Annotated in this window: 18 protein-coding genes; 14 read left to right on the top strand and 4 right to left on the bottom strand. The window is 70.9% G+C overall.

Annotated features, from left to right (window positions below):
- The first annotated feature begins 7 nt into the window (after positions 1-7).
- The 3 genes from ACIO3P_RS37895 (at position 8) to ACIO3P_RS37885 (ending at position 2,322) form a co-directional block, all read left to right on the top strand.
- Complete coding sequence (locus ACIO3P_RS37895) at positions 8-448, top strand: hypothetical protein (protein WP_401855751.1); 441 nt, start codon at positions 8-10, stop codon at positions 446-448.
- A gap of 138 nt (positions 449-586) precedes the next feature.
- Positions 587-1,258 carry a ParA family protein gene (locus tag ACIO3P_RS37890; protein WP_401855753.1) on the top strand — a complete coding sequence of 224 codons (672 nt, stop codon included), beginning with the start codon at positions 587-589 and terminating at the stop codon, positions 1,256-1,258.
- Complete coding sequence (locus ACIO3P_RS37885; RefSeq protein WP_401855755.1) at positions 1,255-2,322, top strand: hypothetical protein; 1,068 nt, start codon at positions 1,255-1,257, stop codon at positions 2,320-2,322. The genes ACIO3P_RS37890 and ACIO3P_RS37885 overlap by 4 nt, the downstream gene beginning before the upstream one ends.
- A gap of 108 nt (positions 2,323-2,430) precedes the next feature.
- Here the strand turns inward: ACIO3P_RS37885 and ACIO3P_RS37880 are convergent, their stop codons facing one another.
- The 4 genes from ACIO3P_RS37880 to ACIO3P_RS37865 all read right to left on the bottom strand — a co-directional run bounded on the left by ACIO3P_RS37880 (position 2,431) and on the right by ACIO3P_RS37865 (position 7,981).
- Positions 2,431-3,087: a hypothetical protein gene (locus ACIO3P_RS37880; RefSeq protein WP_193241320.1), complete on the bottom strand. Its 657-nt coding sequence runs from the start codon at positions 3,085-3,087 to the stop codon at positions 2,431-2,433.
- A complete protein-coding gene (locus tag ACIO3P_RS37875) occupies positions 3,087-5,351 on the bottom strand; it encodes a TraM recognition domain-containing protein (RefSeq protein WP_401855758.1) in 2,265 nt (754 codons plus the stop codon). Before ACIO3P_RS37875 ends, ACIO3P_RS37880 begins: the two co-directional genes overlap by 1 nt.
- Before the next feature lie 321 nt (positions 5,352-5,672).
- The gene (locus tag ACIO3P_RS37870; protein ID WP_401855761.1) at positions 5,673-7,607 is read right to left on the bottom strand and encodes a hypothetical protein; all 1,935 of its coding nucleotides are present in this window, start codon (positions 7,605-7,607) and stop codon (positions 5,673-5,675) included.
- A gap of 50 nt (positions 7,608-7,657) precedes the next feature.
- The gene (locus tag ACIO3P_RS37865; RefSeq protein ID WP_401855764.1) at positions 7,658-7,981 is read right to left on the bottom strand and encodes a chromosome segregation ATPase; all 324 of its coding nucleotides are present in this window, start codon (positions 7,979-7,981) and stop codon (positions 7,658-7,660) included.
- A gap of 342 nt (positions 7,982-8,323) precedes the next feature.
- Here ACIO3P_RS37865 and ACIO3P_RS37860 point away from each other — a divergent pair, with 342 nt between their 5' ends.
- The 11 genes from ACIO3P_RS37860 (at position 8,324) to ACIO3P_RS37810 (ending at position 14,615) form a co-directional block, all read left to right on the top strand.
- The gene (locus ACIO3P_RS37860) at positions 8,324-8,656 is read left to right on the top strand and encodes a hypothetical protein (RefSeq protein ID WP_401855766.1); all 333 of its coding nucleotides are present in this window, start codon (positions 8,324-8,326) and stop codon (positions 8,654-8,656) included.
- Between the two features lie 5 nt (positions 8,657-8,661).
- Positions 8,662-8,796: a hypothetical protein gene (locus ACIO3P_RS37855; RefSeq protein WP_401855769.1), complete on the top strand. Its 135-nt coding sequence runs from the start codon at positions 8,662-8,664 to the stop codon at positions 8,794-8,796.
- A gap of 97 nt (positions 8,797-8,893) precedes the next feature.
- Complete coding sequence (locus ACIO3P_RS37850; protein ID WP_401855770.1) at positions 8,894-9,181, top strand: hypothetical protein; 288 nt, start codon at positions 8,894-8,896, stop codon at positions 9,179-9,181.
- Entirely contained in the window at positions 9,178-9,468 is a 291-nt protein-coding gene (locus ACIO3P_RS37845; protein WP_401855772.1) for a hypothetical protein, read from the top strand. Before ACIO3P_RS37850 ends, ACIO3P_RS37845 begins: the two co-directional genes overlap by 4 nt.
- Positions 9,465-9,917, top strand: coding sequence for a hypothetical protein (locus tag ACIO3P_RS37840; protein ID WP_401855774.1), 453 nt, complete (start codon positions 9,465-9,467; stop codon positions 9,915-9,917). Before ACIO3P_RS37845 ends, ACIO3P_RS37840 begins: the two co-directional genes overlap by 4 nt.
- Positions 9,918-9,922: 5 nt before the next feature.
- The gene (locus ACIO3P_RS37835) at positions 9,923-11,155 is read left to right on the top strand and encodes a DNA cytosine methyltransferase (RefSeq protein WP_401855775.1); all 1,233 of its coding nucleotides are present in this window, start codon (positions 9,923-9,925) and stop codon (positions 11,153-11,155) included.
- A complete protein-coding gene (locus tag ACIO3P_RS37830; RefSeq protein WP_401855778.1) occupies positions 11,152-11,829 on the top strand; it encodes a DUF4326 domain-containing protein in 678 nt (225 codons plus the stop codon). The genes ACIO3P_RS37835 and ACIO3P_RS37830 overlap by 4 nt, the downstream gene beginning before the upstream one ends.
- Positions 11,826-12,377: a DUF1643 domain-containing protein gene (locus ACIO3P_RS37825; RefSeq protein ID WP_401855781.1), complete on the top strand. Its 552-nt coding sequence runs from the start codon at positions 11,826-11,828 to the stop codon at positions 12,375-12,377. Before ACIO3P_RS37830 ends, ACIO3P_RS37825 begins: the two co-directional genes overlap by 4 nt.
- Positions 12,374-13,465, top strand: a complete 1,092-nt coding sequence (locus tag ACIO3P_RS37820; RefSeq protein WP_401855783.1) for a DnaB-like helicase N-terminal domain-containing protein — start codon at positions 12,374-12,376, stop codon at positions 13,463-13,465. The genes ACIO3P_RS37825 and ACIO3P_RS37820 overlap by 4 nt, the downstream gene beginning before the upstream one ends.
- Complete coding sequence (locus ACIO3P_RS37815; RefSeq protein ID WP_401855785.1) at positions 13,462-14,223, top strand: hypothetical protein; 762 nt, start codon at positions 13,462-13,464, stop codon at positions 14,221-14,223. The genes ACIO3P_RS37820 and ACIO3P_RS37815 overlap by 4 nt, the downstream gene beginning before the upstream one ends.
- Complete coding sequence (locus ACIO3P_RS37810) at positions 14,220-14,615, top strand: hypothetical protein (RefSeq protein ID WP_401855787.1); 396 nt, start codon at positions 14,220-14,222, stop codon at positions 14,613-14,615. The genes ACIO3P_RS37815 and ACIO3P_RS37810 overlap by 4 nt, the downstream gene beginning before the upstream one ends.
- Positions 14,616-14,628: the final 13 nt, after the last annotated feature.

The raw sequence follows: 14,628 nt of genomic DNA, 5'->3' as shown, positions 1-14,628 counted from the left end.
GAGCGATATGGCCGAGACATCGTGGTGGAACCGGGGCGGCCCGCAGCCGCCGGCCCAGCCGACCCATGCGCCCGCGGCGCCGACCCTGCCGCAGCGGGTCGTACGGTCGCGCGGCGAGCTGGAGAAGCTCCGCGACGACGCGCTGGCCTCGCAGCCGATGGAGCCGGGCGACGTGCGGATGATCTGGGTCTCCCCCGAAGGCGTGGCGAGCGCGCTGGAGGCCATCATCCACACCACCCGCTGGCTGCTCGGCGAGCGTGAGTGGGCGCCGATCTCCCGCGAGATGTACGACTACCCGGACCTGCCCGTGCCCCTGATCCGCACCCACGCCGAGGACGCGATCTTCGGCTACAAGTGGGCCGAGACCTCCGAGTGGTACGCCGGCGGCGTGAAGCGGACCGTCGAGTGGGCCATGTCCACCGACGTGGAGCGCCCCATCTTCGAGTGAGCCCCGTGCCCTGACAGCGCGACGCAGTACCACGCCCGCCCCGGCCGGGGCGGGCGTTCGCGTATCAAGCGGGCGTTACGGGGGCGGAAGCGGGCGTCCGTGATGTGTTGATCTCGGCTGTGCCCATAGGCTCCCGCCATGCTCATCGCGAACATGTCGCCCCGCACCATGGCCAAGACCACCGACACCGGGTGGCTGTCGCACGCCCTGGTGGAGGACGAGGAGGCGTACGAGGTCGAGGGGTACGACGCCGACCACAGCAAGCAGTTCTGGAGCTGGAGCCAGCCGCACAAAGGGAACTTCGCCTTTCCCGTGCACCTGATGGCGTCCGCCCAGTTCCACAAGGAAGTCGTGCCGCCGACGGGGAAGACCATCGCGATGGTGGACTGCGGACACAGCGAGAACCACCCGCACATCGCGGACTCGGTGCTCCGCGTCGCCGACCTGGTGATCCTGCACATGTCGCCGACCGCCGGCGACTGGGAGCGGATCGTCGAGCCGGAGGACGCCACCCCGTTCAAGGACATCCTGGCCCGCAGCGCCCCACTGAGGGCCACCGGCAGGAAGCCCGAGACATGGGTGCTGCTCAACCGCACCGTGGCGAACGCGGGCTCGACTGGCTACTACCGCGATGAGATGACCAAGGAGGGCTACAACGTGTTCACCACGGTCATCCCGCGCAGCGAGCGCTTGGCCGACTCCATCGGAGCCCCCGTCGAAGGGGCCGCGAAGACGGCGTTCGGCTCACTGGTGACGGAGATGAAGCAGCGCGGGCTGCTGCCCGTCGGCGAGCAGGAGGCCGGCCGGTGAGTCCTTCCCAGAAGGAGATCCGAGCACAGCGCGCCGCCGCGGCCGAGGCACGGCGCAAAGCCGAGGAGGAGAAGGCACAGACGGCCGCGCCCGCCGTGCCGACCATCCCGGCCCCGGCCGGAGAGGTCGAGACGTCGCCGCCCACCGCCGAGCCGGAGCCGTACCGACCCCAGCCGTTCACGCCGGACCTGATCCCCGAGCCCATCGAGGTCGAAGCCCAGGGCGAGCTGACGCCCCAGGAGGTCGACGACCTAGGGCACTGCGAAGCCGCGTTCGCCAACGGCAACCGGGCCGAGTGGATGAAGTGGAAGGCCGCGCACGCCGTTCGCGGCCGACGCCTGTACCGCCGGGGCGGGCGTACGTGGCCGGACTACTGCCAGGACCGGTTCGGGGAGTCTGAAAGCGAGGTCAACCGGCGGATCCAGCAGTGGCCCCTGCTCAAGGCCATCACCGAGCAGCAGGACCAGCCCCGCGCGATCCCCGACTCCCACGTCCAGCAACTGCTGCCCATGGTCGAGCAGCACGGCCAGGACGTGACCGCCCGCGCGTACGTCGCGCTGCGGGTGTGGGCCGCCGAACGCCGCCACCGGGTCACGGCCAACGTGGTCGACGGCCTGGTCGAGCTGGCGCGGGCCGCCGAGCCGCCGGCGCTGACGACCTCGAACACCTTCCAGCTGGCGATCGAGGCGGAGCCGAAGCCGAAGGCGACACGGTCGAGGAAGAAGGAACAGCGCCCGGCCGAGGCGGAGACGGCGGCAGGCGATGAGACGGACGCCCAGGAGCAGAGCGAGCCCGAGACGGCGGGTCACCCAAATTTGGGTGACTCAGGGGGCGGTGCTCCCGAGGTCGAGGCCGACGGCGACGAGTCGGTGGTCGATGCCGAGATCGTGGACGATCCCCCGGCACACCACCAGGCCAGCCGTACGCGTGACCTGCTGCAGGGGATGCTGGTCGGGATCGAGGCGGGCGGGGTGCAGGACGCCCCCGCCGAGATACTGAAGGAGATCAGCGCCGCGGCGCTGGCCATCTCGCACGCGGTCGACGAGGTCCTCAAGAACCGGTAGCAGGCGAGGCCCCGGGCAACGCAGAGGGGGAGTCACCCGAATTTGGGTGACTCCCCCTTCTGCTGCTGCCGGGGCCCGGTCAGTCAGCCGCTGGTCTTGCTGGCCTCACTACTTCTCCGGCGGGTCCGGGCGCCGGGCGACGTCCTTGGCCACCCAGTCCATCAGCCCGTGGTCGGCGAAGTCGTCGTAGGCGAGCGCGTCGTCCCCGTCCTGCGGGATCTCGTGAACCGGATCGCGCAGGCTCTCGCTGACGTATCCGCACTCCTTGAGTTCGTCCTTCATGAACTTCTCGATGGCCGGCCACCACCGCATGTGCCACTCGGCCGCGCGGGTCGGCGGAGCCGTCTTCTCATACGACCAGTGCCAGTAGGCGCACAGCCACGTCAGCTGGATCCGCAGCTGCTGGTGGCGGAACCAGCACGGCCGCCACACCTCCCGGGCGTAGACCGGCAGAAGGATCTTCCCGCACCAGGTCAGCAGCCAGTCCCACAGTTCCTGGCACTGCTCCTTGTCGAGGTTGGTCCAGTTCGGCGCCGTCCCCGGCCCCTCCGGCTCCGGCTCCTCCTCCTTCTCCTGCAGCTTCTGGACCGCTTCGGAGAGGTCACCGAGCAGCTTCCGCAGCCCCGAGATGGCGTCGTCGTACTCCGCACCCTCCAGCGCCTCCAGGCGCTCGACGACGTTCTCCATACCGGAAGTGAGGGTGGTCCTGGTCTCCGAGAGGTCGCGGGCCAGGGCGAGGAGCATCTCCGACGGCTCCAGCTTCATCAGAAGTCCCCCATCTCGTCAGCGTTGCGCCGCCGGGTCGGCCGGGCCGGGCCGGTCGGCTTGCTCGGTCCGGCCGTACCGGTGTCACGCAGCTGCTCGGGCTGCGCCTTCACCGCAGGCTCCTCGACGGGCGCGGGCTGCTGCGGCAGCAGGTGCGCGGTCGGCTCGAACGAGGGCTTCTCCGGCAGCGGCTGAGACGGCATCGGCTCGACGACCTCGCCGGACACGACCCGCAGGTGCTCACGCGGGCCGGGGAAGCCGCCGCTGCTCCAGCCGCTGGCCGCCGGGTCCGACGTCCACGGGCTGGCCTCAGCCGCCGGAGCGGGCGGCGCCCAGGGCTCATCGGACTGCGGTCCCCACACGTCCGGGGCCGGAACGGCGTCCCACGGGCTGGCTTCCGGGGCCGCCGGCACCGTGGCGAGCTTGCGCTTGCGCGCCTTGAGTTCGGCCTTGGCCGCCCGCTTGTTGTCCCGTACGACGTTCTTGACGTCCTTGCGCTCCCACACCGGGGTGTAGGTCGCGATGACCGGACCGCCGAGGTACTTGCGGAACATCAAGATCTCGCCCGGGTCGAGGTACATGATGTCGGAGATCTCCAGGGTCGGCTTCTCCACCCAGGTGTAGGACGTGGAGCGGTTCGAGGTGGCGTTCAGGCCCGCCCCCGAGTTGGACTCCGACTGGCTCTCCTGCTTGACCCGCTTCTTGCCGGCCAGCTTCGAGAGGTCCTCCAGGTGCTCGACGTTGCTCAGGCCGCCGAGGATCAGCTTGACGCAGTTCTCCCAGATGGTCTGGTAGGCGAACTTCCCGTACCGCTCGTAGATCTGCGCCGGGGACTGGAAGACCGCGTGGATCGTGATGCCGATGCCCCGGCTGTCAGCGGTCCAACGCTGCAGCGGCACGCTGCAGATGAGGGCCGCTTCGTCCAGGACGAACGTCATCGGCGGGTCCAGACGGCCGCCGCGCATCCGGGACGCCATCGCCCGCGCCCCCGCGTACACCTCGCTGGTCAGGCAGGTGAACAGCGGACCCATGCCGCCGACGTCGGAGTCGTTGCCGAGCATGTAGAGCGTGTCCCGCGAGCGCAGGTACGCCTCGGTGTCGAACTGCGCGTTCGGGCGGTGCGCCGAGCGGATCACCTGCTGGATGTCCGGCGAGTCCAGGAACATGAACGTCTGGCTCAGCGTGCCGAAGACGTTCTCGAGGGTCGTGGCCTTGCCGTCGACCTTCTGCTGCTGCTCCAGGTCGTCCTGCCAGCCGCCGGGCGCGGTGTCCGAGTGCTTCTTGAAGATCTCGATCGCTTCGTAGCGGTGAGGCTGCTTCGACCACCGGGCCACGTCGATCAGGGTCAGCCCTTCGGCGTCGGCCGCCCAGAGGAACGCCTTGAGCACCCGGTAGGAGCTGGACGTCCAGAAGTTACGGTTCTCCATGCCCTTGGTGAAGTCGCTGCCTTCCAGCAGGGACTTGGCCCGGCGCTTGCACCGCTCGATGCCGAGCTTCGGGTCGGAGCAGCCGATGACCGGGTCCCACGAGATGTTCGAGTCACGGTCGGCCAGGCCCTCCGGGTTCCAGATCAGGATGTTGCCGACCCGGGCCCGGATTGCTTCGGTCAGCTCGACGATGTCGTACTTCGTGCTGGTCGCCAGGACCGCGCCCGGGGCGTCCAGCAGCCAGTTGCCGAGCTTGGCCGTTTTGCCCGCGCCCATCGGGGCGAGCATCAGGGAGGACTCCTCGATCGAGGCGTACAGGTGCATGCCGGTCTTGCGGCACTTGCCGATGTAGAAGCCGACCGCGTTGGTCGGCACCTTCCGCGCGGGCACGTCGGCGAGGCTGGGCCGCAGGACCTTGCGCTTCTTCTTCGCGATCAGCGCGCGGCGTGACATCTGCTTGTTGAGCCGCTTCCTGTCCGCGAAGCCGTCGGTCTCGCGGCCGAAGTCCATGTTCGTCTTCACGTACATGTAGCCCGCGCCGGCCAGACCGGCGGTCAGGCCGGTTGCCAGGAGCGGCTGCGCGGCGAAGATCGAGCCGACGCCGTCGGTCACGAGGCCGAGGAGCTGGCTGAGGATGTCTCCCGAGCTGGAGGAGCTGTCAGCCGGGGTGACCTCCCCGGCCGCGATGAACGTGGTGGGCACCGCGAGCGCGGTGACCTTCACGCCCGATCCGCGCCAGGCGCGGGTCTCGCTGAACAGCGGGCCCTGAAGGGCCTGCTCGTGTTCGGTCGAGGTGGAGTCGTCGGGGTGGATGCTGGCCTTACTGTTGTCGTTCACGAAGGTCCTTTCCTTCGGGTCCCCGGTGGTGCTGTAGCCGCCAAGCTCTTCACGCACCACCGGGGCCACTCCTGTCTGTATACGTCGCAGCACTGACAAGTGCGGCATGGTTATCGCCGATCGTTACGGACCTACTGCGCCCGGTAGCGCAGCTTCCCGCCGGGCGGGATGACCTGGGCAGATTGCCCGCCAGACCGGACACGTTCGGATGCGCGTGTCCGTCGAGCGAGCGCCGTCCGGTGCCCTCCCCGCCGGCCGTGGTCGCCGGTCCGCACATCTTGCGGAGTCGGGCCTGTGGATAGATTCCGCTGACGGCCGGGCTCACTTCTCGCCGTCCTCGGAGTCCTCTTCCGCCGGGTCGTCCTGCTCCGTGCGGGGATTGGGCACCCCCGCCGCCTCTTCGTCTTCCTGCTTGATGGCCCGCAGGTGGTTGCGGACCCCGTCCAGGCTGAGGCCGAGCGGGTCCATCAGCTGCTCGGCGAGCTTGCGCTGAGACTGGGCCCGTTCCTCGGGGCTCATCGCGGCGAGCAGGTCGCGGACGCGCTGGCGGGTGTCTGCGCCCGCCGAGCTGATCCGGGCGTCGACCCGGCCGGACTGCTGGGCCCGCGCCGACACCGGCCGCTGTGCCTCCAGCGCGGTCAGGGTGGCCTGCAGCCCGACCAGTTCCCGCTTGGCCGTCTCCGCTTCGGCCCGAGCCTCCTGCGCCTCCTTCTGCGCGTTGGTGGCCGCCGTCTCGAAACGCGTCCGCTCATCCTGCAGAGTCTCCAGGCGGACCTTCAGCTCCCCCTGCTCCCCCTCCAGGCGCAGCGCCTTCTCGCTGGCTTGCTGCGCCGTCCTCTGCAGCTGGCTGTAGGCGTCGCTGAGCTTGCCCCGCTCTTCCTGCAGCCCGGCCATCTGGCTCTTGAGCGTGTCCAGTTCCTCAGCGGCCTTCTGGTAGAGCTGGGCTGACGTGGCGTCGCTGGACTCCAGCAGCGTCCGCTCCTCCCGGAGCGCCTTGAGTCGCTTCTCCTCCGCCTCCCGGTCGGCCGTCAGCTTCTGCTGGGCCTCTTCCATCTCCTTGCGGGTCCGCTCCAGCTCCTCTTCCACGGCCGCGAGCTTCTCCTTGGCTTCGCGCACGGCCTTCTGTGCGTTGAGCCGGATCTCTTCCGCCTCCGAAGCCTTCTGGTCTGCCTCCGCCGCCCGCTTGCGGGACTTGATGAAGTCGGCGTTTGCCGCGATGTTCAGCTCTTCCAGCAGCTCCATGGCGGTGCTGTCGGGGCCGTAGTCCAGCAGCGCCACGTCGTCAGCCCGGGTCAGCCAGGCCATGCGCTGCATGAGCTGCAGGCCCTGCTCAGGATCCTGCGTCTCCGCCAGTTCCAGTGCCTGCTGTGCCCGGGGACGGACCTTCTTCTCCAGGTCCTTGTTGATCGCCGTCAGCCGCTTCTGAGCCTGCTGCAGTTCGCTCCGGGTCACCGGGGGCTTCCCGTCGTCCCCCGGGGTCGTGGCACGCTCCACCAGGTCTTCCAACTCCCGCTTCTCCAGCAGGATGTTGCGCAGCGCGTACGAGGCGTCGGCCGCGTCCCGTGCGAGAGCACGGCGGACCATCTCGTCCGCACGGTCGTTGACGTCCAGGCCGAACCAGCGGAAGAACCAGGCCCAGATACGGCGCCACAGCAGGGCGATGAGCCGGAACGGGCCCGGCTTGGTGCCCTCCGGTCGCTTCTCCTCCTCCAGGTCTGGGCTGTCGAGGGCGTCCTTGAGTGGGATCTGGATGACCCACGCGGCACCGATCGGCATTGCGGCCAGCCAGGGCGCCGACCAGATGTTCGGCGCGTGCTGGAAGTTCGCCACGGCCGACAGGGAGACGAAGCCCCAGGTCGTGGCTCGCAGGACCCGCATCGAGCGAGTCCAGCCCTTACGGGGGTCGGCCGTCTTGAACATCTGTGAGAACAGCCGCAGCTGCAGGATGTCGAACATCGACACAAAGCCGATTGCGAAGAAGAACGACAGGTCAGCCGTCTGCGTCGCGAATCCCCACAGGCCGTGAAGGCTGACCGCGATGCCGCCCAGCAGGGGCTTGTAGTCCATCTGCGGGCGCTCAGCCGGAAGGGGCTGGCCCTCCTCGCGGGCGAGGAGCAGGGCTTCCTGGTGGCGCTCTTCCCGCTTCGCCCGCCGCTTGGAGGCGCGGTTCCAGCTCAGGAACCCCAGGATCAGTGCCGTGACGAGCACCGCACCGCCGGCCGCAGCGAGAGTCCAGGCAGGCGCGTCATTGACCATGCGTTCCGCGGTTCCCCGCCAGTCGATCGTGTCGGTGGCTGCTGCTGAGATCACTGGCCCTCCCCCGGTTTCTCTCCCGCTCCGCCGGCCAGCAGCTCCCGCTCCCGCTCCAGCAGCTGCTCGAACCGACCGAGCATGTTCGTGCGTAGGTCGTCCTCCGTGTCGCCGACCAGCAGCTCCGGGTGCCGAAGCACCAGGTCAACGGCAAGCCGGATCACGGTGTTCTCCGTGATCCGCTCCGTCTTCCGCGACCGGGCCAGCATCAGTTCCCGGGCGAGGGTGGACAGCTCACTGTGCTGGTCCTCGCGCAACGGCACCCACTTGGGCCGTTCCTCGGACTGCACGGCCTTGCGCTTTGGCGAGTTGTCCGCCATCTGGTGTCCCCCTTGGGGTCGTGGAGTCATGGACCCCAAGAGGTTATGGGTCCGGGGGACCGGCACTGTGCGCCGTACCGGAGACCTCTCACGGACCGAGGCGATTCCCATCCGTAACTCCCTTCATTCGGTGTCGAGATCAACCTAACTTCAAAACTCCGAGAGTTCAAGGGTATTGAAGTTCAAAGGTCTGGGGGTTAGATTGGTTCTGCAAGCGAGAGAGGGCCAGGGCTTGCAGGCCCTGACCCTCTCTCTGACCGGTGGTTGCAGCCGCCGGCCGACCCCCGGACAGGCGAGCGAACGCCTCCCGGGATTGGGACACCCCTAGTTGGAGGGATCTCCGTGCGTAATTCTCTCAGCCTCCTTCCCGGCGTCGAGGTCAAGGTCGACGACCTCCCCGCCCTGCGCCTGTCGCCCGAGGGCATCCGCGCCCTGCCGGTCGTCGTCGGCCCCCGCCTCGCGGTGGTCGGACGGATCGGCCCGAAGTGCCGCGACTGCCGCGACTTCGAGAGCGTCGTCACCCGCAATGGTGTCGTCACCTGCGACAACCCGGTGCACGCCGAGACCAAGCCGCAGCTGCCGATGCGCCCGACCCCGCACGAGCGGGACGGCCGGCAGGACCCCCCGGTCGAGCCCGCCCGCCCGCGCTCCCGCGCCGCGCTGCTCGTCGGCTGACCGCCGTGGCCGCCGTGAACATCGCCACCGCCGTCATCCAGGACCCCGCCGCGAGCGAGGCGCTGCGCCGCGCGCAGGAGGCCGCCGAGGCCGCCCAGCGTGCCGCCGCCCAGCGCGCCGCCCAGCAGGGCAACGGCTGACCACTCCCCTGCGCCTCGCCCCGGGCGGATGAGCCACGCGCTCCCGCCCGGGGCAGGCCGGACCCCCTGTCTCTTCTCTCCTTCACCGGAGGCTGCTGTGCGTTCCACCTCGCGCGTCACCACGACGCTCGCTCAGTTCCTGTTCGTCTCCCAGGCCCCGCAGTCCGAGTTCGCTGAGAACCCGGCCCGGACCCGCGAGCTGGTCCACAAGACCGCCGACCGACTCGGCCCGAACGGCGCCGCCGCCGCGGTCGCCGAGTGGGCCGCAGAGTACGGCCGGCACCCCGAGACCGCCGCCGCCCACATGCGCGCCTGCCTGCTCGCCGTCGAGTCCGCCGACTTCCAGACCTTCGTCCCCGACCAGAGCGTGGCGGTGACCCGATGAAGCTCACCTTCACCGACGACGTCACCGCCGAGCGCATCACGGCCCTGGTCGCCACCGTCATCGGCGTTCTGGTCGGTGTCCTGACCATGAAGGCCGGTGCCGGGATCGGCAACGTCGCCGGAGCCGCGTTCCTCGCCTACGTGATCACCGTCATCGGCATCGCCTGCAAGGTCCCGCTCCAGCTGAGCCGCGTGGTCGTCGCCACCGGCAAGGGCGCCCTGATCACCTCCGTCGTCACGGCCATCGTGCTCATCGGCATCTGGCGTGCCCTCAAGGGGCTGGCATGACCGCCGCCGAGCCGCGCGAGGTCCGCGGGCTGACCGTCCGCCAGCCCCACGCGGCGTGCATCGCCTACGCGGGCAAGACGATCGAAAATCGTGTCCAGCCCTGGTCCTACCGGGGGACGATCCTGATCCACGCGGGCGCCTCGATCGACAAGGCCGCGAGGAAGCACCCGCCCATGGCCGCCGTCGTGCGCGGGCTGCAGCTGGAGCAGCGCGCCGTCATTGCCGTCGCCCGCATCGTCGACTGCCACGCCGACGACGGCGCGTGCACCCCGTGGTCCCTGCCCGGCTACAACCACTTCGTCCTCGACGACGTCACCGCGCTGCACCTCCCGGTCCCGCACCAGGAGGGCCAGCTGGGGCTGTGGTTCCCGCCGGCCGAACTGGTCGCCCGGGTCCGCCTGCAGCTGGACGACGACACCGCCGCCCGCCTTCTGGGACAGGAGGCGTAGCCGCCGTGCACACCTCTGGTCATCTGTTCAGCGGCGGGTGGGGCGACGGCCGCGGCTTCATGAACGCCGGGTACGCCCCGGTGTTCGGCGCCAACCACCACCCGGCCTCCGTCGCGACCGCGCGCGCCAACGTTCCCGGCATCTACGTGCGCGAAGCGGCGATTCAGACGATCGACATGCGCACCCTGCCGTCCTGCCAGGTCCTGGTCGGCTCCCCGATCTGCTGGGAGTCCACCCCGGCCGGCGGCAACTCCAAGGCCCGCGTCCAGGACGAGCTGGACTTCGGCGACAACCAGAACCGCAAGCGCTCCGACTGGGCCCAGACCCGCATGACCGCATGGGAACCGGTCCGCTACGTCGAGGTCCACGGGCGCGACGTGCTGGCCTACTGCGGCGAGAACGTCCCCGGCTTCGCGACCCGCAACCGCAGGCTCTTCGACGCCTGGCTGGCCGTCTGGGACGCTCTCGGCTTCTACCCGACGCTCGCGTCGGTGAACGCCGCTCACATCAGCGTCGAGACCCCGGACGGGCTGCTCGGCCCCCTCCCCCAGTACCGCGACCGGCTGGTGTGGGCCATGGTCCGCAAGGACATCGGGCGCGTGCCCGACCTGCGGCCCCGCCCGGCTTCCATCTGCCCCAACTGCGGCCCGGTCGAGGGCATCCAGCACTGGCCGGGCAAGCCCAGCGGCCGGCGGGTCGGCTCCTACAACCCCCGGTTGAAGGCGGACTCGACGGCGCGGCAGTCGTACTACTACGTCTGCCCGACCGAGCGCTGCCACGCCCGCGTGGAGCCGATCACCCGGGGAATCGGCGAGGTCATCGACCCGGAGGTGCGCGGCCACCGGTTCGGCGACGGTCGCCGGGACCGGCCCGGGGTGCCGTACGAGGACGCCACCCGCGCCCGGGTCCAGGAGGGCATCGAGGAGTTCGGCGGCAAGCCGTTCGTCATCACCCTGCGGAACCACGGCGGGGCCACTTCGCTCGACGCGCCGATCGGCACCGTGACGGCACAGGGCGGCGAGCACCACTATCTCGTCCGCCCGACCGCCGACATGACCGTGGACGGCTGCGAGTACCGGCCGCTGAAGAACCCGGAGAAGGCCCGCGCTCAGGGCTTCCCCGCTCACCACCCCTTCGCCGGAAGCGAGTCCGACATCGGGCTCCAGGTCGGCAACGCCGTCGCCGTCACCGTGGCGACGTTCGTGGCGCAGCGGACCAAGGCGGTGCTGCCGGTATGACCAAGCGCTTCAACCCCCAGATGGTCGGCGGCGAGCAGCTCGACCTGTTCGCCGACCCCACTGCGCAGGAGACGCAGCCTGCCGCCCCGGCGACCCCTGCCGTGACCCTCGCCCCGGTCACGCCGCGGACGATGAGCGCGGCCGAGGCGGAGTGGGTCTCGGAGTACGTCGTCGACCGGTGGACCGACGCCAACGACACCCTGCTCGGCATCGGCCCGCTGCGCGTCGACCACATGGCCGACGGGTGCCAGCGCACCGGCAAGCGCCTCACCCAGCTGTGCGGCTCCCGGCGGCGCGGCCAGCGCCAGGAGTGGTTCCCCGTCTGGCTGGCCGACGACCCGCACCTGGTCCTGCGCACCACCGTGGTGTGCCTCAAGGGCCGCCGTGACGACCCCGAGATCCGGGGCGTCGTCTACGTCGGCCGCCCGATGTACCAGGGCGGATGGCAGTTGCACGGCCACCCCCTCGCCAACCCCTTCAAGGTCGGCAAGGACGGCACGGCCGCCGAGGTCGTCGCCAAGTACGAGGCATGGCTGGACGCGCACCCGAAGCTGCTCGCCCGTGAACTGCCCCGGCTGCGAGGCAAGCGGCTGGGCTGCTGGTGTGCCAAGAACGCGCCGTGCCACGCGCGCGTGCTCGCCGAGCGGGCCAACGCGGCGGAGGTGACGTCGTGACGCTGCCCGAGCAGATCCAGGAGTGGGCCGCAGCCCGCGGGCTGACCCACCAGCAGCACGCCGCCGGCACCGCTGTGTTCGGCCCCGGGTACACCCACCGCTACGCGCTGACCCGGACCTGGGAGCCCGGCGGCACGCACACCGTTTTCGTGCTGCTCAACCCGTCGACAGCCACCGCCGACCAGGACGACCCCACGGTCCGCCGCCTGATCGGCTTCGCCCGCCGGGAGGGTCACGGCGGGCTGGTGCTGGCCAACCTGTTCGCCGTGCGGAGCACCAACCCGTACGCGCTGACCGGGATGCCGGACACCGTCGGCAAGCACAACGACGACATGCTGCGGCTGCTCGCCGAGGCCGCCCGCGACATCACCCTCGGGTGGGGAACGTGGGGCGCGATCCGTCGGGCCGCCGCCGTCGAGGAGGCGCTCACCGGACACGGCGCCCGGCTGTGGGCCCTGGGCACCACCAAGGCCGGGCACCCGCGCCACCCGCTGTACCTGCCGAAGGCCGCCCCGCTCACTCCGTACGAGCCGGGGGTGGCCCGGTGAAGAAGCTCACCCACAAGGCGGAGGAGGCGCTGCTGGGGGCGATGCTGTTCCGTCCCCAGGCGCTGGCCTCGATGCGCTGGATACCGCCGGGCACCTTCAGCCGCCCGGACCACGCCGCCCTGTGGGGAGCCCTCCACAGCATCGACTTCACCAAGGTCGCCCCGAACGACGTCCCGGCCGCCGTCACCGCAGCCGTGGCGAAGATCGAGGACCAGGGCATCCGGCACCTGCTCAGCCCCTCCCGGGTGAGCGGGCTGGCCAACCCGGGCGTCTGCCCCGACCCGCGCCGCGCCCCGCTGTACGGCGGGATGGTGCTGGAGTCGGCCATCCACCGGGCGGTCGAGCACGCCGGCGAGAGGCTGCGCGACACCGCCCGGCAGACCGAGGTCGACCAGGCGCTCAAGGCGCTGGAACAGGCAGACGGCACCGGGCGGCGCCTCGCCCAGCTGGACGCCGCCTGGAAGGCCGCGCCCGAGGTGGTGCGCAACCTGCTCGACACCCAGCCGGAGCAGCCCGTCACCCCGGTGCCCCGCACCGAGCGGGCCCGGGTCGATCTGCAGGCCGAGGCGGAGACCGTCGCCTCCCTGCTCGCCGAGCCCCGCCAGCTGGCCGAGGTCCCGTGGCTGCAGGACAAGGACTTCAGCCACCCCGAACTCCAGGCCGTCTACCGGGCGATGCGCACGCTCGACGAGCGGCACGCGCCGATCGACCCGCTGACCGTCGCATGGGAGGCACAGCGCCACCCCGGCGCCCAGCCCAGCGACCAGGTCCTCGCCGAGCTGCAGCACAGCGGCAACCCCGGGCACGCCGCCTTCACCGGCGAGCAGGTCCTGAACACCGCCGCCCTCGACCGCGTCGACGCGGCCGGACACGACATCCGCAACTACGCCCGGCACCCGTCCCTCGCCCCGGGCGCCCTGGTCGACCACGCGGGCCAGGCCCTTGAGCCGTGCCTTGCCGACCACCAGCGCATCCAGCACGCCGAGCGCGAACCCGAACTCGCCGGCGACAAGGAGCCCGCCCCAGCGGCTCCCGCCGAATCGCACCAACACCCCGCCCCCCAGCACGAGATGGAGATCGACCTGTGAACGAGCCCGTGCCCTTCGACCCGACCGAGTACCTGCTCAGCCGCGAACACCAGATCACTGCCCCGTACGTTCAGGGCGTCGAGCCGCTGCCCCCGACGAAGTCCGCGGCCCGCGTGCTGTGGGAGCACTTCGGCCGGGTCGCCCCCGGTCTGGCCACCACCGCGGCGACCGCGCTGGCGTGGGCGTGGCACAACCAGCTCCCGGACGGATCCACCCAGCCGCTGTGGATCGGCGGACTGCTCACCGTCCTCGCGGGCGCCGCCGGGACCGTGTCCGCCGCCAAGGAACACGGCGACAGCGACATCACCCGGTTCGCGTTCGCGGCCGGCGGGACTCTCGCCCTGCTCGGCATCACCGCCTGGACGCCGGACTCCGCACTGCGCGCCCTGATGTGGCTGCTGGGCACCGCCGCCGTCTACGCGGTGTGCGCCCCGCTGTGGCGCGGCGACCGCCGCCTGGAGCGCGAGCAGCGCCACGAGCGGGTCATGGCGGAGACCGACGGCCGCACCAAGGTGACCGTCGCCCTGATCGAGGGCCAGACCCGCGTCGCCGAGAAGCAGTGGGAGCACCGCACCGAGGTGGCCCGGGTCGAGGCGATCAGCCGGACCGTGGAGGCCCTGGTCGCCGCGAGCGAGGCACGCGAGACCCGGGCCGTGGCGCCGGGCGACGAGCTGAACGTCGCCGCGCTGCTCAAGGCCGCCGGGCACGAGGCGCCCGTCGAGCTGACCGCCGCCGAGCGCGAAGAGCAGCAGCGGTGAAGCCGACCGCAGCCGTCGGAAAGCTGATCCGGGAGTGGCGCGGCCACGTCGTCGAGGTCTCCCCGAAGGGACTGACCATCGACGGCCGCACGGTCGACCCCGCCCCGCTCACCGAACGCGACGCCGTACGGCCCGCCGACGATCCGCGCACGCACCCCTCGCTGCAGTTCCTCGAGGGCGGCTCCCTGGTCTACCGGGGCCGTGTCCAGGCCGAGGTCCACCCGGGCGAGGTGACCGTGCACGGCCCCAAGGGCGCCGAGTGGCCGCCCGAACCCGCACACCAGCCCGAGACCCCACAGCAGCCCGAGCGGCATCTGCGTCTCGTACGCGACGAGCCCGGCACCGGGCCCGCGCCGCCGCAGGTCGACGACGACCTCGACATCGAGCTGTAGCCCGCATCAACCG

Origin of the sequence: Streptomyces sp. NPDC087310, from assembly GCF_044744405.1 — a bacterium.
Classification (GTDB): domain Bacteria; phylum Actinomycetota; class Actinomycetes; order Streptomycetales; family Streptomycetaceae; genus Streptomyces.
Note: the sequence above shows the minus strand (reverse complement) of the source record. Positions and strands in the feature narration are given on the sequence as shown.